17 protein-coding genes and 1 tRNA gene are annotated in these 19318 nt (G+C 62.7%); 4 read left to right on the top strand and 14 right to left on the bottom strand.

Annotated elements, in window-relative coordinates; genetic code table 11:
* Positions 1 to 17: 17 nt before the first annotated feature.
* From modA to secA, 11 genes are all read right to left on the bottom strand, one after another.
* Entirely contained in the window at positions 18 to 800 is a 783-nt protein-coding gene (gene modA / locus ACPS74_RS05195; protein WP_029648272.1) for a molybdate ABC transporter substrate-binding protein, read from the bottom strand.
* Between the two features lie 81 nt (positions 801 to 881).
* A complete protein-coding gene (gene trxA, locus ACPS74_RS05190) occupies positions 882 to 1202 on the bottom strand; it encodes a thioredoxin (RefSeq protein WP_018408946.1) in 321 nt (106 codons plus the stop codon).
* Positions 1203 to 1802: 600 nt separating this feature from the next.
* Positions 1803 to 3338, bottom strand: coding sequence for an acyl-CoA carboxylase subunit beta (locus ACPS74_RS05185; RefSeq protein ID WP_029648271.1), 1536 nt, complete (start codon positions 3336 to 3338; stop codon positions 1803 to 1805).
* 41 nt (positions 3339 to 3379) lie between these two features.
* Positions 3380 to 4048, bottom strand: a complete 669-nt coding sequence (locus ACPS74_RS05180; RefSeq protein WP_029648269.1) for a hypothetical protein — start codon at positions 4046 to 4048, stop codon at positions 3380 to 3382.
* 97 nt (positions 4049 to 4145) lie between these two features.
* Positions 4146 to 4221: transfer RNA gene (locus ACPS74_RS05175), tRNA-Val, on the bottom strand.
* A gap of 142 nt (positions 4222 to 4363) precedes the next feature.
* Positions 4364 to 4645 (bottom strand): HU family DNA-binding protein, encoded by a 282-nt coding sequence (locus ACPS74_RS05170; protein ID WP_026223074.1) that lies wholly within the window; start codon positions 4643 to 4645, stop codon positions 4364 to 4366.
* Between the two features lie 297 nt (positions 4646 to 4942).
* Positions 4943 to 7366 carry an endopeptidase La gene (lon, locus tag ACPS74_RS05165; RefSeq protein ID WP_029648268.1) on the bottom strand — a complete coding sequence of 808 codons (2424 nt, stop codon included), beginning with the start codon at positions 7364 to 7366 and terminating at the stop codon, positions 4943 to 4945.
* A 245-nt stretch (positions 7367 to 7611) separates the two neighbouring features.
* Complete coding sequence (gene clpX, locus ACPS74_RS05160; protein ID WP_018408942.1) at positions 7612 to 8877, bottom strand: ATP-dependent Clp protease ATP-binding subunit ClpX; 1266 nt, start codon at positions 8875 to 8877, stop codon at positions 7612 to 7614.
* Between the two features lie 231 nt (positions 8878 to 9108).
* A complete protein-coding gene (locus tag ACPS74_RS05155; RefSeq protein WP_029648267.1) occupies positions 9109 to 10329 on the bottom strand; it encodes a 6-phosphofructokinase in 1221 nt (406 codons plus the stop codon).
* A 50-nt stretch (positions 10330 to 10379) separates the two neighbouring features.
* On the bottom strand, positions 10380 to 10826 hold the full coding sequence (locus tag ACPS74_RS05150; protein WP_029648266.1) for a surface-adhesin E family protein: 447 nt from the start codon (positions 10824 to 10826) through the stop codon (positions 10380 to 10382).
* 19 nt (positions 10827 to 10845) lie between these two features.
* Positions 10846 to 13668 carry a preprotein translocase subunit SecA gene (gene secA, locus ACPS74_RS05145; RefSeq protein WP_029648265.1) on the bottom strand — a complete coding sequence of 941 codons (2823 nt, stop codon included), beginning with the start codon at positions 13666 to 13668 and terminating at the stop codon, positions 10846 to 10848.
* A gap of 347 nt (positions 13669 to 14015) precedes the next feature.
* Between secA and ACPS74_RS05140 the strand changes: the two genes are divergently transcribed.
* Both ACPS74_RS05140 and ACPS74_RS05135 read left to right on the top strand, forming a co-directional pair.
* Positions 14016 to 14309 (top strand): hypothetical protein, encoded by a 294-nt coding sequence (locus ACPS74_RS05140; RefSeq protein ID WP_029648264.1) that lies wholly within the window; start codon positions 14016 to 14018, stop codon positions 14307 to 14309.
* A 43-nt stretch (positions 14310 to 14352) separates the two neighbouring features.
* Complete coding sequence (locus tag ACPS74_RS05135) at positions 14353 to 14769, top strand: DUF1036 domain-containing protein (RefSeq protein ID WP_018408936.1); 417 nt, start codon at positions 14353 to 14355, stop codon at positions 14767 to 14769.
* 4 nt (positions 14770 to 14773) lie between these two features.
* On the opposite strand, the gene ACPS74_RS05130 is transcribed toward ACPS74_RS05135, so the two are convergent.
* The gene (locus ACPS74_RS05130; protein ID WP_239754170.1) at positions 14774 to 15742 is read right to left on the bottom strand and encodes a polysaccharide deacetylase family protein; all 969 of its coding nucleotides are present in this window, start codon (positions 15740 to 15742) and stop codon (positions 14774 to 14776) included.
* Positions 15743 to 15751: 9 nt separating this feature from the next.
* Between ACPS74_RS05130 and ACPS74_RS05125 the strand changes: the two genes are divergently transcribed.
* Entirely contained in the window at positions 15752 to 16183 is a 432-nt protein-coding gene (locus ACPS74_RS05125; RefSeq protein ID WP_029648262.1) for a GNAT family N-acetyltransferase, read from the top strand.
* A gap of 8 nt (positions 16184 to 16191) precedes the next feature.
* Positions 16192 to 17175: a zinc-dependent alcohol dehydrogenase family protein gene (locus tag ACPS74_RS05120; protein WP_029648261.1), complete on the top strand. Its 984-nt coding sequence runs from the start codon at positions 16192 to 16194 to the stop codon at positions 17173 to 17175.
* Between the two features lie 150 nt (positions 17176 to 17325).
* Here the strand turns inward: ACPS74_RS05120 and ACPS74_RS05115 are convergent, their stop codons facing one another.
* Both ACPS74_RS05115 and ACPS74_RS05110 read right to left on the bottom strand, forming a co-directional pair.
* Complete coding sequence (locus ACPS74_RS05115; protein WP_239754172.1) at positions 17326 to 18870, bottom strand: AAA family ATPase; 1545 nt, start codon at positions 18868 to 18870, stop codon at positions 17326 to 17328.
* A gap of 47 nt (positions 18871 to 18917) precedes the next feature.
* Complete coding sequence (locus tag ACPS74_RS05110; RefSeq protein WP_026223071.1) at positions 18918 to 19160, bottom strand: DUF2312 domain-containing protein; 243 nt, start codon at positions 19158 to 19160, stop codon at positions 18918 to 18920.
* Between the last annotated feature and the right edge of the window lie 158 nt (positions 19161 to 19318).

The raw sequence follows: 19318 nt of genomic DNA, 5'->3' as shown, positions 1-19318 counted from the left end.
TGCAGGGACGAAACGGCCTACCGCGCGGCCTGGCCGGGGGGCGCGAAGCCAAACTTTATCATGATCGCCTGCGACTGTCCGGTTTTGAGATAGTCGAGAAAGGTCTTCGCCAAAGGTTTGTCGGCGCCCTGGCGGGTCACGACATAAGCCTGTTCGAGTCGCGAATGCAGCGTCTCCGGTATCAGAGAATAGCCGCCTCTGTCGGCGACCTCTTTGCTCAAAGCGATCGAAAGAGCGGTCATCGCGACATCGGCGGCGCCGGTCTCGGCGTATTGCGTCGCCTGAGAGATGTTCTCGCCGAACACAAGCTTGTCCTTCACCTTGTCCCAAAGGCCGGCGGCGCGCAGCACTTGTTCCGCGCATCTTCCGTAAGGCGCATGCGCCGGATTGGCGATCGCGATCTTGCTAATCTTGGGATCGGCGAGATCCTCCAGGCGCAGTTTTGTCGCGTCCCGCGTCGCGCTCCACAAAACGATCCTGCCGACCGCGTAGGGCGTGGGCTCGGTCGCCGCGAAGCCGTCCTTGCGCAGCGCGCGTGCATAGGCGATGTCGGCGGAAAAGAAAATGTCGAAGGGCGCGCCCTCGCGGATCTGCGTCTGCAGCTTGCCGGAAGAGCCGTAAACAACGTCGACCTTGTCGCCCTTATGGACGGCTTGAAAGTTGGAGACGATTTCCTGCAACGCGAATTTGAGATCGGACGCCGCGGCGATGGTGATTTCGCTGGCTGTCGCCGCGCGCAGCGGCGCAAGCGTCAAAACAATCAGGCAACAGACGGCGAGAAAATCATGCAGTCGGCGCATCTACGCAGCTCCCGAGGTTTGATGGCTCGAAAGCATGCCTGTTGCGATGCGCCGGCCGCTGGACCCAATTGCAAGAATCGTTCACACGGCTGCAGCGATCCACCGCGACAATTCGCCCTTGGGCGCGGCGCCGACCTTTTGTGCCGCGGCCTTGCCGTCCTTGAACAGAATAAGCGTCGGAATCGATCGGATGCCGAGCTTGCTCGCCACGGCAGGATTTTCGTCGATGTTGAGCTTGACGACTTTGATCTTGCCCTTCATCTCCGCGGCGATCTCCTCCAGCGCCGGGGCGATCATGCGGCAGGGACCGCACCATTCCGCCCAAAAATCGACAACAACCGGCTCGGCGGATTTGAGCACTTCCTGTTCGAAAGTGGCGTCAGTGATTTTCTGCGTGGTCATGGCCGGCCTTCCATTGGGGCTTTTCGTTAGACGTGCGCGGAACGTAGGAAGCGCGTCATCGCCCGTCAAGGCGACGTCCCACGCAGCTTCGGATCAGACTGAGCGGAATCATTGTTCTACGCTTAGCGATTCATTAACCGCATGTGTCGCAAACGCATGTGTCGCGCGTCGATAAAAACACCGCGAGTCGACAAAAAAAACACAAAGAGCGGGAATGGCGTCCCGCCGCTCCCCGCTCTTTGGTACCCCGTCCTTAACCAAACTGAAACGCCAAGCTCCGAAGTCTTAAGTCGCTCCGATAGCCCCGTTCGCGCCGACTCATCTTGCGAGCCTCGGCGAACTGCGTTCTGTTCGGCGTCCTCCCCGACTTGGACCGTAGCTGGGCCTAATTCCTGCGACGCATACGACGCTTAGGCTTTTACCCCAACCAACCTGGCGAGCGAACACTAGGACAAAACGGGCGGACTGTCACTTGAAAAATGTGCAGTCTGACGAATTTTGTGATCAGGCGCCGCTGAATTAGGCGGATTACGCGGACCCAGCCTCAATGGCGCAACGCCATCACGTTTGCGACGGCGCCGCGCTCGTTATTGCGCCGCATTACAAGGGAATGTTGTCGTGCTTCTTCCAGGGATTCTCCAATTCCTTGTGCCGAAGCAGCGCAAGCGCACGAGCGATTCGTTTGCGGGTCGAACGCGGCGTAATCACCTCGTCGATATAGCCGCGCTCCGCGGCGACAAATGGCGACAAGAAGCGATCTTCATACTCCTTGGTGCGCTGAGCGATCTTCTCCGGATCGCCGAGATCGGCGCGGAAGATGATTTCGACGGCGCCCTTTGCGCCCATGACGGCGATCTGCGCCGAGGGCCAGGCGTAGTTGACGTCTCCGCGAAGATGTTTTGACGCCATAACGTCATAGGCGCCGCCAAACGCCTTGCGCGTGATGACCGTCACTTTCGGCACCGTCGCTTCGGCGTATGCGAACAGCAGCTTCGCGCCATGCTTGATCAGGCCGCCATATTCCTGCGCCGTGCCGGGTAGAAATCCCGGCACGTCGACAAAGGTGACGATCGGAATGTTGAAGCAGTCGCAAAAACGCACGAAACGCGCCGCCTTCTTGGAGGCGTCGATGTCGAGCACGCCGGCGAGCACGAGGGGCTGATTGGCGACGAAACCGACCGTGCGCCCTTCGATGCGGCCAAAGCCGATCACGATATTGCGGGCGTGCGCATCTTGGATCTCGAAGAAGTCGGCCTCGTCGACAATCTTATGGATGAGCTCCTTGATGTCGTACGGCTTGTTCGGATTATCCGGAACAATCGTGTCGAGCGATTCGTCGAGCCGGTCCACCTCGTCGAAAGCGGGCCATTCCGGCGGCTCCTCCTGATTGGAGGAGGGCAGGAAATCGATCAGCCTGCGCATCTGCAGGAGCGTTTCGACGTCGTTGTCGTATGCGCGATCGGCGATCGAGCTTTTGGTCGTATGCACCGAAGCGCCGCCGAGCTCTTCCGCCGTGACCGTCTCATTTGTCACCGTCTTCACGACATCGGGCCCGGTCACGAACATATAGCTCGTGTCGCGCACCATGAAGATGAAGTCGGTCATCGCCGGCGAATAGACGTCGCCGCCGGCGCAAGGGCCCATGATCACCGAGATTTGCGGAATGACGCCGGAGGCCATGACATTGCGCTGGAAGACTTCGCCATAGCCGCCGAGCGCCGCGACGCCTTCCTGAATGCGCGCGCCGCCGGCGTCGAACAGGCCGATGATCGGGGCGCGATTTTTCAGCGCCATGTCCTGCAGCTTGGTGATCTTCTGCGCGTGAGTCTCCGACAGAGAGCCGCCGAAGACAGTGAAGTCCTTGGCGAAAACGAAGACGGCGCGGCCGTTGACGGTTCCCCAGCCGGTGACGACGCCGTCGCCGGAGATTTTCTCGCCCTGATCCATGCCGAAATCGGTGCAGCGATGGGCGACGAACATGTCGAATTCTTCGAACGAGCCGTGATCGAGCAGCAGTTCGATTCGCTCTCGCGCCGTGAGCTTGCCGCGGGCGTGCTGCGCTTCGATGCGCTTTTGGCCGCCGCCAAGCCTCGCGGACGCGCGCCGCCGTTCAAGCCCGTCGAAAATATGTTTCATGTGCTGCCCTGGTTGCTGATTATGGCTGTAATCCGGCGCGTCTAGAGCTTGCGCGACCCAAGCCGCCAACGAGCGATGTCGGCGCCGGTCAGCACGTAAAGCTTATCGGGCGACGTCCGCTCGGCGAGCTTCACGAGTTCGGTGCTCACGCCCATCATCGCCGCGTAGCGGGAAAGCGTCTGGAGCATGCCGCCATCGTCATAATTTCGCTCGCGAACGAGTCCGCCTTCGGCGATGTCGAAACTCGTCGAATAATTGAACATGCGGTGAATGCCGACGCTGCTCTGCGGCGGGATCACGCGCCTCCTGCCGCCCATCAGCGCATAGACGCAGGCCGAATAGCAGCGGCCCGATACGAGCGCCATCGTGCGAGATTGATCCGCCGCGGGACGGGCGACGATCACCGCCATCCCGAGCTTGCGGATGGCCTGGCCGAGCTCCATCGAGGCGACGACTTTTCCGCCAGGCGAGTCGAGCAGCACAATTCCGTGCAGATTGCCGCCGCGAGCATTTTCGCGCACGAAGGCGACGAAGGCGTCGGGCGTCTCTGGGCCGATTTCGCCTTGCGCCGCGATCACCTGTGGGCAGTTTGCGCCGCAGCCGCCGGAACTCACGCTGACGACGCGAAAGCTCATATCTTCGGCATGCGCGAAGGCGGGGACGAGGGCGGCGACGCAGAGCGCGATGAAAACGGTTTTGATCAATCTCATACGGGCGGCCTTCTTTGTCCCAGCAAGCTAAAGCGAAATCCTGGGCTTTGGAACACCAATTCCCGCGGCGAGCCCTTTGCCGTCTCGAGGGCGCCAGTGGTGGGCGGTGACGGTCTCGAACCGCCGACCCTCTCGGTGTAAACGAGATGCTCTACCAACTGAGCTAACCGCCCTGACATGACCCGCGCCCGCCGGGTTTTAAGGGCGGGCGCCTCGCGAGGCAAGCCGGTTAAAAACTACGGCCGCCGGAGCTCCGACGGCCGTCGTGCGAAGTTTCGGAAAGCGCCTGCGACGCCAGCGCCTCCGCGCCCTGAGCTACTTGGCTTTGTTGAGCGCGGTCTTCAGCGTCGCGCCGGGCTTGAAGCGGGCGCTCTTCGACGCGGGAATCTTGATTTCTTCGCCGGTCGCCGGATTGCGTCCTTTGCCGGCGGCGCGTTTCTTCACCGAAAAAGTGCCGAAGCCGACGAGGCGAACTTCGTCGCCCTTCTTGAGGGCCTTCGTGATGCCGTCGATGACGGCGTCGATGGCGGCGGCCGCCGCCGCTTTCGAGCTCTCCGTCTCGCTCGCGACGTGCTCAACGAGTTCCAATTTGTTCATGGCTTTTTCCTTCTCCTTCACTGCGAGCCGCCCGGCGTAAGAATGCGCGACCTCGAATCGGCATTGCGCAGCGATGGCGAGTGTTGGTCGCGAATCGCAGGAAAAGCAAGGCTTACCGGCCGCCAAAGGCCCGGAATCGCTGGTTTTCCGGGGGAAATGGCGGCTCCATCCAGAAATGCTCATACAATCTATGGGCTGCAGCGCGCAATCTATGGGCTGCAGCGCGCACCAGCCGCCCAAAAGCAAAAAGCCCCGCTCTGGAGGAGCGGGGCTCTTGAGTGTGTTGTAGGTCTGCGATCAGTGGGCGCGGACGCCGGTGCCGTCATCGTCGCCGACGGCGTGTTTAGCGATCGCGGCGGCGTCTTCCCGCCATTCGATCGGCGTCGGCTGAGAGATCAGCGCATGCCGCAGCACTTCTTCCATGCGCGCGACGGGCACGATTTCCAGCCGGTTCTTCACCGCGTCCGGGATTTCCGCCAAATCCTTGGCGTTCTCCTCTGGGATCAGCACTTTTTTCAAGCCGCCACGCAGCGCCGCAAGCAGCTTCTCCTTCAAGCCGCCGATCGGCAAGACGCGGCCGCGCAGCGTGATCTCGCCGGTCATGGCGATGTCGCGCCGGACGGGGATGCCGGTGATGATCGAGACGATGGCGGTCGCCATCGCCACACCGGCCGACGGTCCGTCCTTGGGCGTCGCGCCTTCCGGCACGTGCACATGGAAGTCGCGTCGGTCGAAGACCGGCGGTTCGACGCCGAAGTCCACGGCGCGCGAACGCACATAGGACGCCGCCGCGGAGATCGACTCCTTCATCACGTCGCGCAGATTGCCCGTCACGGTCATCTTGCCCTTGCCGGGCATCATGACGCCTTCGATCGTCAGCAGTTCGCCGCCGACCTCGGTCCAGGCCAGACCGGTCACGACGCCGACCTGATCTTCGAGTTCGGCCTCGCCATAGCGGAACTTCGGCACGCCAAGATAGTCGGCGAGATTCTCGCTCGTGACGACGATCTTCTCTTTCTTCTTGAGAAGGATTTCCTTCACCGCCTTGCGCGCGAGATTGGAGAGTTCGCGCTCCAGATTGCGCACGCCGGCTTCGCGCGTATAGCGGCGAATAAGGGTGAGCAGCCCGTCGTCGGCGATCATCCATTCGTCGGGCGAAAGGCCGTGCTTATGCACCGCACTGGGAATGAGGTGCCTGCGCGCGATCTCGAGCTTCTCATCTTCCGTGTAGCCGGCGATGCGAATGATCTCCATGCGGTCCATCAGCGGCGCCGGAATATTGAGCGTATTCGCCGTCGTCACGAACATGACATTCGAAAGGTCGTAGTCGACTTCGAGGTAATGGTCGTTGAACGACGCGTTCTGCTCCGGGTCCAGCACTTCGAGCAAGGCCGAGGACGGATCGCCGCGGAAGTCCATGCCCATCTTGTCAATCTCGTCCAAGAGAAAGAGCGGATTGGACGTCTTCGCCTTGCGCATCGACTGGATAATCTTGCCGGGCATCGAGCCGATATAAGTGCGCCGATGACCGCGGATTTCCGCTTCGTCCCGCACGCCGCCCAGCGACATGCGCACGAAGTCGCGGCCGGTGGCCTTGGCGATGGACTTGCCGAGCGAGGTCTTGCCGACGCCAGGCGGCCCGACGAGGCACAGGATCGGTCCCGTCAGCTTGTTGGCGCGGCTCTGCACCGCGAGATATTCAAGGATGCGCTCCTTGACCTTCTCGAGGCCGAAATGCTCGGCGTCGAGCACTTCCTCGGCCTGTCCGAGATCCCGCTTCACCTTGGAGCGCTTACCCCACGGGATCGACAGGATCCAGTCGAGGTAGTTCCGCACGACGGTGGCTTCGGCGGACATCGGCGACATCTGCCGCAGCTTCTTGAACTCGGCCAAGGCCTTGTCGCGCGCTTCCTTTGAGAGCTTGGTGTTCTTGATGCGCTCCTCGAGCTCGGCGAGATCGTCCTTGCCGTCCTCGTCGCCCAGTTCCTTCTGGATCGCCTTCATCTGCTCGTTGAGATAATATTCGCGCTGCGTCTTCTCCATCTGGCGCTTGACGCGCGTGCGAATGCGCTTCTCGACCTGCAGAACCGAGATCTCGCTCTCCATCAGCGACAGACATTTTTCGAGGCGGCGCGCGACGCTGACCGTCTCAAGCACGTCCTGCTTCTCGGCGATCTTCACCGACAGGTGCGACGCGACCGTGTCGGCGAGCTTCGAATAGTCGTCGATCTGCGTCACCGCGCCGACAACCTCGGAAGAGACCCGCTTGTTGAGCTTCACATAGCTTTCGAATTCGGCGATCACCGACCGGCCGAGCGCTTCGACCTCGACCGGAGAGGCGAGATCGTCGGCGACGACTTCAGCGTCCGCTTCGTAATAATCGTCCGCGCGCGTGTAGGTGCGAACGCTGGCGCGCGCCACGCCTTCGACCAGCACCTTCACCGTGCCGTCGGGCAGCTTCAGAAGCTGCAACACCGAGGCGAGCGTGCCGATTGGATAGATCGCGTCGGCCGAGGGATCGTCGTCGCCCGCGTTCTTCTGCGTCGCGAGCAGAATGAGCCTGTCGGATTTCGTCACCTCTTCGAGCGCGCGAATGGATTTCTCCCGCGCGACGAAAAGAGGAACGATCATGTGCGGAAAGACGACAATGTCGCGCAGCGGCAGCACCGGATAGCTTTCGATGGTTCCGGGGGTGACGGCGTCTCGCTTTTCGTTCGACATTCTTTTTGTCCTGTCCTTGACGCGTCCCGCTAAAGCGGCGGCGCGAGACCGCAGGGCGATTTTTGGGTTCAGGCCGCGAATACGGTCGCCCGCCGATTTCGCGCCCATTAAAGACCGCCGGCGGATGCGCCCGACGGCCCCGTTAACGCAAATGGTTACGCGAATAATCGATTCAAGGCGCTGCGGCGCCCAAGCTTAAACCTGCGCCCGGCGTCGCCGCCGCATAGGCGCTTCGTCTTCGCGCGTCAGGCGCTCGTGCCGCTCTTTTCGCTGCGTTCGGCGTAAATATAGAGCGGCCGGGCTTTGCCCTCGACGACTTCTGGTCCGATCACAACCTGTTCGACTCCCTCCAGACCTGGCAGATCGAACATCGTGTCTAGCAAGATTCCTTCCATGATCGAGCGCAGGCCGCGCGCGCCGGTATGGCGTTCGATCGCCTTGCGCGCGACGGACGAAAGAGCGTCGTCCTGGAAGGTGAGCTCGACGTTTTCCATTTCGAAGAGCCGCTGATACTGCTTGACCAGCGCGTTCTTGGGCTCGGTGAGGATCCGCTTGAGCGCGTCCTCGTCGAGATCCTCGAGCGTCGCAATGACCGGCAGACGGCCGACGAATTCGGGGATGAGCCCAAATTTCAGCAGGTCTTCCGGCTGCACTTGCCTAAAAATGTCGCCGGTGCGCCGTTCGTCGGGCGACTGCACGGTGGCGGCGAAGCCGATCGAGGTGTTGCGTCCGCGGGAGGAGATGATCTTTTCAAGCCCGGCGAAAGCGCCGCCACAGATGAACAGGATGTTCGTCGTGTCGACCTGCAGGAACTCCTGCTGCGGATGCTTGCGTCCGCCCTGGGGCGGCACGGAGGCGACGGTGCCCTCCATGATCTTCAACAGCGCCTGCTGCACGCCTTCGCCCGACACGTCGCGGGTGATCGAAGGATTGTCGGACTTGCGCGAAATCTTGTCGATTTCGTCTACATAGACGATGCCGCGCTGGGCGCGCTCGACGTTGTAGTCCGACGCCTGCAGAAGCTTGAGAATGATGTTTTCGACGTCCTCGCCGACGTAGCCTGCTTCGGTCAGGGTCGTGGCGTCGGCCATGGTGAACGGAACATCCAGGATGCGCGCCAGAGTCTGCGCCAGCATGGTCTTGCCGACGCCGGTCGGTCCGATCAGCAGAATGTTGGACTTCGCCAGCTCCACGTCGCCATGCTTGGTCGCGTGGTTGAGGCGCTTGTAATGGTTGTGGACCGCGACCGAGAGCACGCGCTTGGCCTGGGACTGGCCGATGACATAGTCGTCCAGAACCTTACAAATCTCCCGCGGGGTCGGAATGCCGTCGCGCTGCTTGACCAGCGAGGACTTGTTCTCCTCGCGGATGATGTCCATGCACAGTTCGACGCATTCATCGCAGATGAACACCGTCGGTCCGGCGATGAGCTTACGGACCTCGTGCTGGCTCTTGCCGCAAAAGGAGCAGTAAAGCGTGTTCTTGGAATCGCCGCCGCCGACTTTGCTCATATTGCTCTCCTATCGGGCCGGCCTGCCGGGCGAATCGGCCCGAACACCTGTGTAACCGGCGCCAAACTAACAAAAAGTGGAAGCGGCTGGCGTGCCCGTTCCCATCCAGTTTCGGTCGTCAGCGACGAGCGCCCGAGAACCATGACTAGTTAGTGTATTTTACACGACGGCCAAATTGCAACCTTCGCCGGAAACTCTGCCGAAGCAAGAAAGGCGCCCTCGCTGGCAGGCTCAGGCGGTAAGGATCTTGGGAACCCGATTCAGCCGCAGCCGATAGGCGTCCGGCATGCCGCTTCCCAGCAAGGGGCGCAGATACATCCGAAAGGCGTCGGTGACGTCCGTGCCGCAGGGGCTAATGTATTCGTCAGGCATGACTTTTGTCTTCGCAGCGATCTCTTCAAGTGGCGTCAACTGATAATCGACCGAATAAAAGCCGGTCCGGTGGATCGTCACCGAGCCGTCGCGATCGCCCCAAATGGCGTATTGCACGGCCTTTTCGCCGACCTCGCGCGCCTCGCGCTGGTCGACGTCGGAAACGCAGCCGACAAAGCTCCTTTGCACATAGCCGAATGTATCGGCCCGCACCCGCTTGAATCCGAGCCGGTCCTTCACGAGGCGGGTAAGTTCGTCGGCCAGCGCGCCGCCGCCGAGATGGACATTGCCGTGATCGTCGCGCTCCACCGCCTTGGCGAGCTTTTCGGCGATGGGGGTATGGTTTTCGTCGCAGACGCCTTCTGACACCGCGACGACGCAGCGGCCGTATTTCGCCATCGTCGCCTTAACGTCGGCGAGGAACTTGTCGATGATGAAGGCGCGCTCAGGGATGTAGATCAGATGCGGGCCGTCGTCGGGGAATTTCTTGCCGAGCGCCGAGGCGGCGGTCAAAAACCCGGCGTGCCGGCCCATGACGATGGCGATATACACGCCGGGGAGAGCCCAATTGTCGAGATTGGCGCCGGCGAACGCCTGCGCCACCCAGCGCGCCGCCGAGGGAAAGCCCGGCGTGTGGTCGTTGACCATCAGATCGTTGTCGATGGTTTTTGGGATGTGCACCGTCCGCAGCGGATAGCCGGCGTTTTGGGCCTCCTGCGAGACGATGCGCACCGTGTCCGAGGAATCATTGCCGCCGATATAGAAAAAGCAGCCGACCCCATGCGCGCGCAGGACGCGGAAGATTTCCTGACAATATTTGAGGTCCGGCTTGTCGCGCGTCGAGCCGAGCGCCGAAGACGGCGTGCAGGCGACGAGCTCGAGATTATGAGTCGTCTCCTGCGTGAGGTCGACGAAATCCTCGTTGACGATGCCGCGAACGCCGTGGAAGGCGCCATAAACGCGCTCGACCTCGCGAAATTTGCGGGACTCCAGCACGGCGCCGACGAGCGACTGATTGATGACGGCGGTGGGGCCGCCGCCCTGAGCGACGAGCACTTTAGAAAAATCAATGGCGGTCACGACAAGCTCCTGGAAATCCGCGGCGCTTCAACCGCGCTGCGCTTATATTCTCAGGCGCGAGGCGGTTCAAATCGATCCGACCGCTCATCCGAGGTCGTGCGCGCGCAGACCTTGGCGAAGAGCCCATCGTAATAGGGCGGCACCGGCGACCATTCGTCTTTCGGCGGATAGGGCTTGGTGATCTTTCCTTCGCCCATCTGGCCCTGCCGCCAGCCGCCGCCCTCGGACCTGTATTTCCGATTGGCGCAATCGAGCGACACTTTCTCGATTTCCGACAGCCCCTTTTCGGCAAGGCCGAACGCCGCGGCTTTTGGCGAGGCGGCGTTGTAATCGGTGAGCGCGTCGACCGTGACGAATCCATCGGGTGAGGTCCGACGCGAGCCGGCGTCCAGATAGACGGTCGAGAAATCGTCCTTGGAGACCTGCACCCACTCGGCGCGGGCCGATGCGGAAGACGCTAGCGTCGACAGGAGAGCCGAGACGCTGATCTTCCACATCGCTGTCCGCATCCTCGGCTTAGACAAGAGCGCCGTGGCAATGCTTGTATTTCTTACCCGAGCCGCAAGGGCAGGGCTCATTGCGGCCCACCTTGCCCCAAGTGGCGGGATTGTTCGCGTCGCGCGCAGCGGGCGCCTCGCTGACCGCGAGCCCGCGCGCCGAGAAATCGGCCCCCGCGAGACGCGTATTGAGATCATCGAGCGCAAGCTGCGCGCCGCCGCCGATCAGCGCCTCTGGATTTGGATGCGACATTTCCATTGGCGGCAGCTCCGGCGGCGCGGAAGGCGGAGCTTCGAAGGACACTTCGACGCGCATCAGTTGCGTGGTCACCGTCTCGTCCCACCGCGTCATCAGGCTTTTGAACAGCTCGAGAGCTTCGGACTTGTACTCGTTAAGCGGGTCGCGCTGCGCCAGACCACGCCAGCCGATCACCTGCCGAAGGTGGTCGAGCGCGACGAGATGTTCGCGCCACAGCGTATCGAGCGACTGCAGGACGACCTGCTTCTCGATCATGCGCATCAGCGGCTCAGTGTTCTTTTCAACGCGCTCGGCGTAAGCGGCGTCGGCCGCCTCGAGCAGGCGCTCCTTGAGCTCCTCGTCGGCGATGCCTTCTTCCTTCGCCCAGTCGACGACCGGCAGATCGAGATTGAGCTTCGCTTTGACGTCTTCCGCCAGCCCGTTCACGTCCCAGGCCTCGGCGTAGGCGTCATGCGGAATGTGCAGCGACACCATCGCGTCGACCACATCGGCGCGCATGTCGGCGGTCTGCTCCTCGACGCTCTCCTCATCCATGATTTCGCGCCGGCGCTCGAAGATCACCTTGCGCTGGTCGTTCATGACGTTGTCAAACTTGAGGATGTTCTTGCGGATGTCGAAGTTGCGCGCCTCGACCTTATGCTGCGCCTTCTCGATCGCCTTGTTGATCCAAGGATGGACGATGGCTTCGCCCTCCTGCAGGCCGAGCTTCACCAGCATCGAGTCCATGCGCTCGGAGCCGAAGATGCGCATGAGATCGTCCTGCAGCGACAGGAAGAATTTCGAGCGGCCGGGGTCGCCCTGACGTCCGGAGCGGCCGCGCAGCTGATTATCGATGCGCCGGCTCTCGTGGCGCTCGGTGCCGATGATGTAAAGGCCGCCGGCGGCGATAGCCTTCTCCTTGAAGTCCGCGACCTCCTCGCGGATTTCCGCTTCCTTCTTGGCGCGCTCGTCGCCCTCCAGGCCGGCGCATTCCTGCGTCACGCGCATCTCGACGTTGCCGCCCAGCTGAATGTCGGTGCCGCGGCCGGCCATATTGGTGGCGATGGTGATCGCGCCGGGCACGCCGGCTTCCGCGACGATATAGGCTTCCTGCTCGTGGAAGCGCGCATTGAGCACCGCGAAAAGCTTCGACGGCTTGCCGGAGCGCGCCGCCGCATAGAGCCCCGTCAGCCCCTTGGGATCGGCGAAGTCGATCATCTTGTAGCCCTGCGTCAGCAGGAATTCCGCAAGCTGCTCCGACTTCTCGATCGACGTGGTGCCGACCAGAAGCGGCTGCATCCGTCCATTGGCGTCCTGGATCTCGGCGGCGATTGCGCCGAGCTTTTCCTTGGCGGTGCGATAGACCTCATCATCCTCGTCGAGACGGCAGACCGGGCGGTTGGTCGGAATTTCGACGACGTCCAGCTTGTAGATTTCGGCGAATTCATTCGCCTCGGTGGCCGCCGTGCCGGTCATGCCGGCGAGCTTGCCGTAGAGACGAAAGTAATTTTGGAAGGTGATCGACGCGAGTGTGACGTTTTCAGGCTGAACCTGAACGTGCTCCTTCGCCTCGAGGGCCTGATGCAGGCCTTCCGAATAGCGGCGGCCCGGCATCATGCGGCCGGTGAATTCGTCGATGATGACCACCTCGCCCTTGCGGACGATGTAATCCTTGTCCTTCTGGAAGAGCTTATGCGCGCGCAGCGCCTGATTGACGTGATGCACGAGCGTCACGTTGTGCGCTTCGTAAAGCGCGCCTTCGGTCAGCGCGCCAGACTCGGACAGCAGCTCTTCCATGTGCTCATTGCCGGCGTCGGTCAGATGAACCGTGCGCTGCTTCTCGTCGAGCTCGAAGTCGTCGGCGTTGAGCTTGGGGACCAGCTTGTCGATCGTGTTGTAAAGATCGGATTTGTCGTCGATGGCCCCCGAGATGATGAGCGGCGTGCGCGCTTCGTCGATCAGGATCGAGTCGACTTCGTCGACGATCGCATAATTATGTCCGCGCTGAACCATCTGCGAGAACTCATATTTCATATTGTCGCGCAGATAGTCGAAGCCGAATTCGTTGTTGGTGCCGTAGGTGATGTCGCAAGCGTAGGCGGCGGCGCGATCCTCGTCCATGAGGTCATGGACCACGACCCCGACGCTCATGCCGAGGAATCTGTATATCTGCCCCATCCATTCGGAGTCGCGCTTGGCGAGATAGTCGTTCACCGTGACGACATGGACGCCTTTGCCGGCGAGCGCGTTGAGATAGACGGCGAGCGTGGCGACGAGAGTCTTGCCTTCGCCCGTGCGCATCTCCGAGATCGCGCCTTCGTGCAGCACCATGCCGCCGATGAGCTGGACGTCGAAATGGCGTTGCCCGAGGGTGCGCTTGGCCGCCTCGCGCACCGTGGCGAAAGCGGGAACGAGCAGATCGTCGAGCGACTTGCCGGCGGCGTGCTCTTCGCGGAACTGGCGGGTGCGATCCCGTAGCTCATCATCGGTCAGCGCTTCGACGTCCGCCTCCAGGGCGTTGATCGCGTTGACCTTCGGCGCGTAGGTCTTAAGCCGGCGATCATTCGCCGTGCCGAAAATCTTCTTGGCGAGTGCGCCGATCATTCTTGCGAACCTTTCTCCCGCGCAGCGTTTGCCGCCTTCTCGGCGCGCCGGGGAATGGCGGCCGGCGGAACGTCACATAATGCATGAATAACATCCGCCTGCGCCATCGCGCCAACGGCGGGGCGCCAGGATCGACGCGGCATTTTCCGCCGGAGAGATAAGAGCCGCCGGAAACCTTGTCAATGTAAGGGATTTTCTCGCGACGCCATGTGGATCAGGGCTGACCCCCGTCGCCTGAGGGTAAGCCAAACAGACGTTGACGGCGGTCAGCGCTGCGCCTAGCGTCGCTTGACCAATCGTTTTTATGGTCGCGCGTTCATATTCGGAACAGAATTAAGGAGGTCCCATTGGCACGTCCTCATTATACGTTTTTCGCCGCTCTTGGCGCCGCAATTTTTCTTGGCGGCGCGACGGCGGAGGCTCAGCGCCGAACCCCTCCCGAAGCCGGTGTGAGCCCGACGGAGCACTTCGGCGACAAGGCGCCTCCCAAGGAAGAAGCCGCCCCGCAGACCAAGAAGCCCGTCTCCGGCGAGGAGGACGCCCGGCCCGGCGTCGGCGAAGTTTCCAGAGAGCCGCAAGTTCCCACCAAGGCGAGGTCCATTCGCCGTGACCCTGCGGCCCAGCCCACGCCCAAGCCTTAACTCTTTTCAGTCGCGCCCGCGCATTTTCGCAGGGGAGGGGACCATGCGCAGATTTTTGATCTTATTGGCCACGCTCAGCATCGTCTGTGCGCCGAGCGCCGCTCAGGCCTGGTTCAAGTTCCGCAACACCACCAAAGCCACGGTGTGGGTTTCATTTCTTTGGTATTCGCCGGGCTGTTCGGACGGCGGCGACTGGACGAAAAAGGGGTGGTGGAAATTGGAGCCGGGCCAGACGAAAACCGTCTTCGGCAAAGATCTGCAGAGCGTCAACACCTACTATTATTGGTACGCCGAGTCGAACGACGGCGCTGTGTGGAGCGGCCCTTTCAACACATGCGTGCCGCAGAGCGCCTACGAGTGGTGCATCAACACCTGTTGTTCGCCGACATGCCGGACGGTCGGCTTCCGCGAGAAATATATCGGCAGCTACAATAATTACACGATCAACCTCGTCAAATAGGGGCTTATGGAGCCTCATTGATGGGGCGTAGGGGCAACGGCATCACGCCCGTCTGCATCAGCCGCAAAAACAGCCTTATGCCCACCGGCTCATTGCCGTTCGGATGCACGAGCACGATCGAGCCGGGGCGGGGCCGTAGGCCGAGCGCCAGCCAGGAATCGGCGCCGAGCGCGACGAGATGCCGGCTGCGGACGTTCTCCAGCAGCGCGGCGTCGGCGACAAGACCTGGAAAGCGAAAAAACACCGACGGCGTTTCGCCTTGGGCGATGATGAGCTTTTCCGTCTCGAAAATCTCGCGATCGACGTCCACGCCCGGCCGCAGGAAGTAATTCCGCCCGTCCGGAAGGCGGCGAACATAGGGATGGCTGTAGGAGTGGTTGGCCCAGGCGATGTCGAGCGCGCCGCTGCGCGCCTTCTCGCGCAGCCAGGCGAAGTCGGCGCCGTGGCGGGCGATCCAGCCGCCGGAGACGGCGATCATTACGGGCGTGCGCGGCCCCTGCGCGGCGAGTTCTTCGAAAAAGGCGCGGTCCAGCGGCTTGCGGCTCGGGCAGAGATCGCCGGTCACAAAGGCGCCGCCGCCGGCGCCGTGAATGAGGCCGGCGTTGACGAGCGCCGGCGGACGCGTCGGGTCTTGCGGCGGATGCAGCGCCTTGACATAGCGAGTCTCGGCTTGCGCCGCATCGCTCGTCTCTTCGCAGCGCCAGCAGGCGGCGCGCTCCAGCGACGTCTGCAGCGACTGCGGATCGACGGTCAGGATTAGCGGCGTCCCGTCGACGTCCATCCGCCGGATGGCGAGCCGCGACTCCCCCTCTTTGGCGCAGAGGTCGAAAATCGGCGCATAGGCGCGCACTCGCTCGAGCGTCGGCGGGGCGCCGGGCGTGATCTCGATCGGCGCGCAGGCGCCGTCTTCGCCGCGCGCCGTTGCGGCGCCGGCGACGCACGCCCACAATAGCAAACCGAACACCCGTCTCACGGCGCGATCATGATCAAAAAGGAAGACATTGAGAAGATCGCCCTTTCGGTCGGTTCGGCGGAGTCGGGCGAGGTTGCGGCAATGCTCGGCGAGGAGATTGCCTGCCAGTTCGGCCCGCGCGACGAAACGCCCCTCTGCATCACGGCGCGTGACGCGCAGGGGACGCTCATCGCCGGGCTGAACGGCGTCTGCCACTGGCGCTGGCTTTACGTTCGTCATCTTTGGGTTGATGCGCCGGAACGTGGGCGCGGCTGGGGGCGCCGGCTGATGGCGGAGGCCGAGCGGCTGGCCAAAGACCGCGGCTGCGTCGGCATCTATGTCGACACATTCGATCCGCAGGCCGCCGGGTTCTATGAAGATATCGGATTTACGCGCGCGGGCGAGATCGTCGGTTTTCCGCCTGGACATCAGCGGCTGTTTTTCAGGAAATCGCTGGAATGACAAATATGATGAAGGCGATGGTCCTGCCGCGGCCCCATGCGCCGCTCGTTATAGAGGAGCGGCCGATCCCGTCGCCCGGCGTCGGCGAGTTGCGGCTCAAGGTCGAGGCCTGCGGCGTTTGCCGCACTGATCTCCATATCGTCGACGGCGAACTGACCCAGCCGAAGCTTCCAATCGTTCCGGGCCACGAAATTGTCGGGCGCGTCGACGCGATCGGTCCTGGCGTGACCGGTTTCTCGCTTGGACAGCGGGTCGGCGTTCCCTGGCTTGGCCACACCTGCGGGCATTGCCCCTACTGTCTGAGCGCCCGCGAAAATCTGTGCGACGATCCGCTCTTCACCGGCTACACGCACGATGGCGGCTACGCATCGCACGCCGTAGCCGATGCATCCTACTGCTTCCCTCTGCCGGAGACTGGCGATCCGGCGACGCTCGCGCCGTTGCTCTGCGCGGGCCTCATCGGCTGGCGCACATTGAAGATGGCGGGTCCGGCGGAAGCGATCGGCGTCTACGGCTTCGGCGCCGCCGCCCATATCATCGCTCAGGTCGCGATCGATCAAGGCAAGCGCGTGCACGCCTTCGTTCGGCCCGGCGATCAGGCGGCGGCCGAATTCGCGCGCTCGCTCGGCGCCGCGTCGGCGCAGGATTCCAACGCGCCCTCGCCGGAGCCGCTCGACGCCGCGCTGATCTTCGCGCCGGTCGGCGCGCTCATCCCGCGCGCGCTCGCCGCGACAAAAAAAGGCGGCGCGGTCGTTTGCGGCGGCATTCACATGAGCGACATTCCGAGCTTTCCCTACGCACTGCTCTGGGAGGAGCGTCGACTGCTTTCGGTCGCCAATCTCACGCGCGAAGACGCGCGCGAGTTCCTCGCGCTCGCGCCGACGATTCCTCTGAACATGCATGCGACGCGCTATCCTCTGGCGCAGGCGAATGAGGCGCTCGCCGATCTGCGTGAAGGTCGCCTGCAAGGCGCGGCGGTGCTCATTCCGTAGGCCGTGATCGCTTGCGCGCTCCGCAATGATAGGCGTTTGCCGATTGTCATTCCCGACAGGCCGAAGGCCTGACCGGGAATCCAGAGCAATGGCATGAGTGATGGGTTTCGTTCTGAATTCCCGATCGCGCTCCCCGCGTCGGGAGTGACATCACAGTTTTGCGGCTTGCGATGACGACTTCAAAGCATTCTCAATCTCAGCGGCGATGATCGCTGTATCTTTCGATGCGTCGATCTTGAACCATTCGATTTCGCCGGTCGGCTTCTCCATTTGCGACTTGAGCACGTCGCGCGTGGCGTCGGACACGTCGTTGACGCGCGCATCGACGCGCGCCGCGCGCCGGTCGAGATCGAGATCGAGCCAGACCCCAAGAAACGGCGCGCGCGCAATCTCGGCCGCGGCTGTTATCGCTGCGCGATCTTGCGAGCGATCGAAGACGGCGTCGACGATGACGGGCCAGCCGCGCGCGGCCGTTCGCGCCGCGACATCGAACATCTCGCCATAAACCTGCGCCGAAACGGCGCTCGCGTATGCTTCCTGCGGGAGACGCGCGGTCGGCGCGACGCCGAAGAGCCGTTTGCGAATGCGATCGCTGTTGATGACACGCGCGCCGGGCGGACATCCGATGACGGGCGCAAGCGCCGCGGCGACGCTCGACTTACCCGATCCGCTCAGCCCCCCGATCACGATGACGGCGCCTGTGGCCGGCGCAAGCAGAGTCATCGCGAGATCGAAATAGAGGCGCGCGCGTTCGGCATTGTGTTGCGACGCCTCGACATGCGCGCGGATGGCGGCGCGCAGCGACATGAAGAAGGGAAGCAGCGGCAGGCCGTCAGTTTCGTCGCGGGCGTCGAGATAGCGGTTCAACGCCAGATTGGCGCAGCCAAAGGCGCCGACGCGCCACAGATCCATCAGCAGGAAGCTGACGTCGTACAGCACGTCGATCGTTGCGATCTCGTCGTCGAACTCAAGGCAGTCGAAGAGCGTCGGCGCGCCCTCGAACAGACAGATGTTGCGCAGCGTCAGATCGCCGTGGCAGCGGCGCACCTTGCCCTGTGTCTTGCGCGTGTCGAGAAGCGCGCTTTGCGCGTCGAGGGCTCCGTTGAGGCGCGCGACGAGCACATCGATTTGCTCCGCGCTTGCCGGCGCCGCGTTGCGCAAGCTCAAAGCCGTATCGTCCAGAGTCCGGCGCATCGCCGCCGCGCCGCCCTTTTCGTCGTTCGGCCCGGCTTCGTCGTGGGTCTTGGCGACTAGACGCGCAAGGGCCTCCACCATCGCTTGCGTCAGGCGGCGGTCTTTCGCAATCTGTTCGAAGAGGTCTTCGTCGGCGAAGCGCCGCATGACGACCACGGCGTCGATCATCTCGCCCGCGCCGTCGAGCGCCAGCCGCCCGTCCACCTCGCGGGTCACGCGATGCGCGCCGAGATAAAGTTCGGGCGCGAAGCTTGTGTTGAGCGCCGCTTCACGCGCGCACATCTCCCATCGGCGGCTCGGCGTCGAGAAGTCGAGATAGGGAAAGCGCACCGCTTTCTTCAGCTTGTAGGCGTGCGTTCCGCAGAGCGCGACGACGGAAATGTGAGTCGTGACGATTCGCTCCGCGCCGCCCTCGAGCGAGGCGAGAAAGCGCACGACGTCATCTTGCGCGCCAAAATCCATGTGGAAGGTCTCGAACTTGCGCCCGCTGATGCCGCGCATGAGGCGAACCGTCCCCCGCGGCCAGACCTCTGGGCGTTTGATTCAGCCTATTCCATGCCGAGCGCGGAAAGATAGAGGTCGAGGATTTCCTCCTCTTCCTCCCGCTTGTGCTTATCCAAACGGCGCAGCGACACGATCTTGCGCATCACCTTGGGGTCGAACCCGGTCCCTTTCGCTTCCGCGTAGACGTCCTTGATGTCGTCGCTGATCGCACGCTTCTCCTCCTCGAGCTTCTCGATCCGCTCGATGAAGGCGCGCAAATGTCCGCCGTCGACGGCGTTGCTGGTCATGTGCAATTCCCGAGGCTGCTCCGGGCGGGCGGGGCGCGCGCCGGATGGGCGGGAGCCTTGCGACAAACCGGCGGCGCTCGTCAAGGCGGCGGCGCCACTAATCCCCGAAATCCGCACCCCGAGCGGCGCACTTGAAACCGGCCTTAACGTCGCCGATC

This window comes from Methylocystis sp. SB2 (assembly GCF_049817085.1).
Classification (GTDB): Bacteria; Pseudomonadota; Alphaproteobacteria; order Rhizobiales; family Beijerinckiaceae; genus Methylocystis; species Methylocystis rosea.
The sequence above is the reverse complement of the archived record's forward strand: the minus strand, read 5'-3'. Positions and strand labels throughout refer to the sequence as shown.

Bases quoted from the DNA above. Each gene is read 5' to 3' on its own strand.
- modA (WP_029648272.1), bottom strand. From the start codon at position 800: ATGCGCCGACTGCATGATTTTCTCGCCGTCTGTTGCCTGATTGTTTTG.
- trxA (WP_018408946.1), bottom strand. From the start codon at position 1,202: ATGACCACGCAGAAAATCACTGACGCCACTTTCGAACAGGAAGTGCTC.
- ACPS74_RS05185 (WP_029648271.1), bottom strand. From the start codon at position 3,338: ATGAAACATATTTTCGACGGGCTTGAACGGCGGCGCGCGTCCGCGAGG.
- ACPS74_RS05180 (WP_029648269.1), bottom strand. From the start codon at position 4,048: ATGAGATTGATCAAAACCGTTTTCATCGCGCTCTGCGTCGCCGCCCTC.
- ACPS74_RS05170 (WP_026223074.1), bottom strand. From the start codon at position 4,645: ATGAACAAATTGGAACTCGTTGAGCACGTCGCGAGCGAGACGGAGAGC.
- lon (WP_029648268.1), bottom strand. From the start codon at position 7,366: ATGTCGAACGAAAAGCGAGACGCCGTCACCCCCGGAACCATCGAAAGC.
- clpX (WP_018408942.1), bottom strand. From the start codon at position 8,877: ATGAGCAAAGTCGGCGGCGGCGATTCCAAGAACACGCTTTACTGCTCC.
- ACPS74_RS05150 (WP_029648266.1), bottom strand. From the start codon at position 10,826: ATGTGGAAGATCAGCGTCTCGGCTCTCCTGTCGACGCTAGCGTCTTCC.
- secA (WP_029648265.1), bottom strand. From the start codon at position 13,668: ATGATCGGCGCACTCGCCAAGAAGATTTTCGGCACGGCGAATGATCGC.
- ACPS74_RS05135 (WP_018408936.1), top strand. From the start codon at position 14,353: ATGCGCAGATTTTTGATCTTATTGGCCACGCTCAGCATCGTCTGTGCG.
- ACPS74_RS05125 (WP_029648262.1), top strand. From the start codon at position 15,752: ATGATCAAAAAGGAAGACATTGAGAAGATCGCCCTTTCGGTCGGTTCG.
- ACPS74_RS05120 (WP_029648261.1), top strand. From the start codon at position 16,192: ATGAAGGCGATGGTCCTGCCGCGGCCCCATGCGCCGCTCGTTATAGAG.
- ACPS74_RS05115 (WP_239754172.1), bottom strand. From the start codon at position 18,870: ATGCGCGGCATCAGCGGGCGCAAGTTCGAGACCTTCCACATGGATTTT.
- ACPS74_RS05110 (WP_026223071.1), bottom strand. From the start codon at position 19,160: ATGACCAGCAACGCCGTCGACGGCGGACATTTGCGCGCCTTCATCGAG.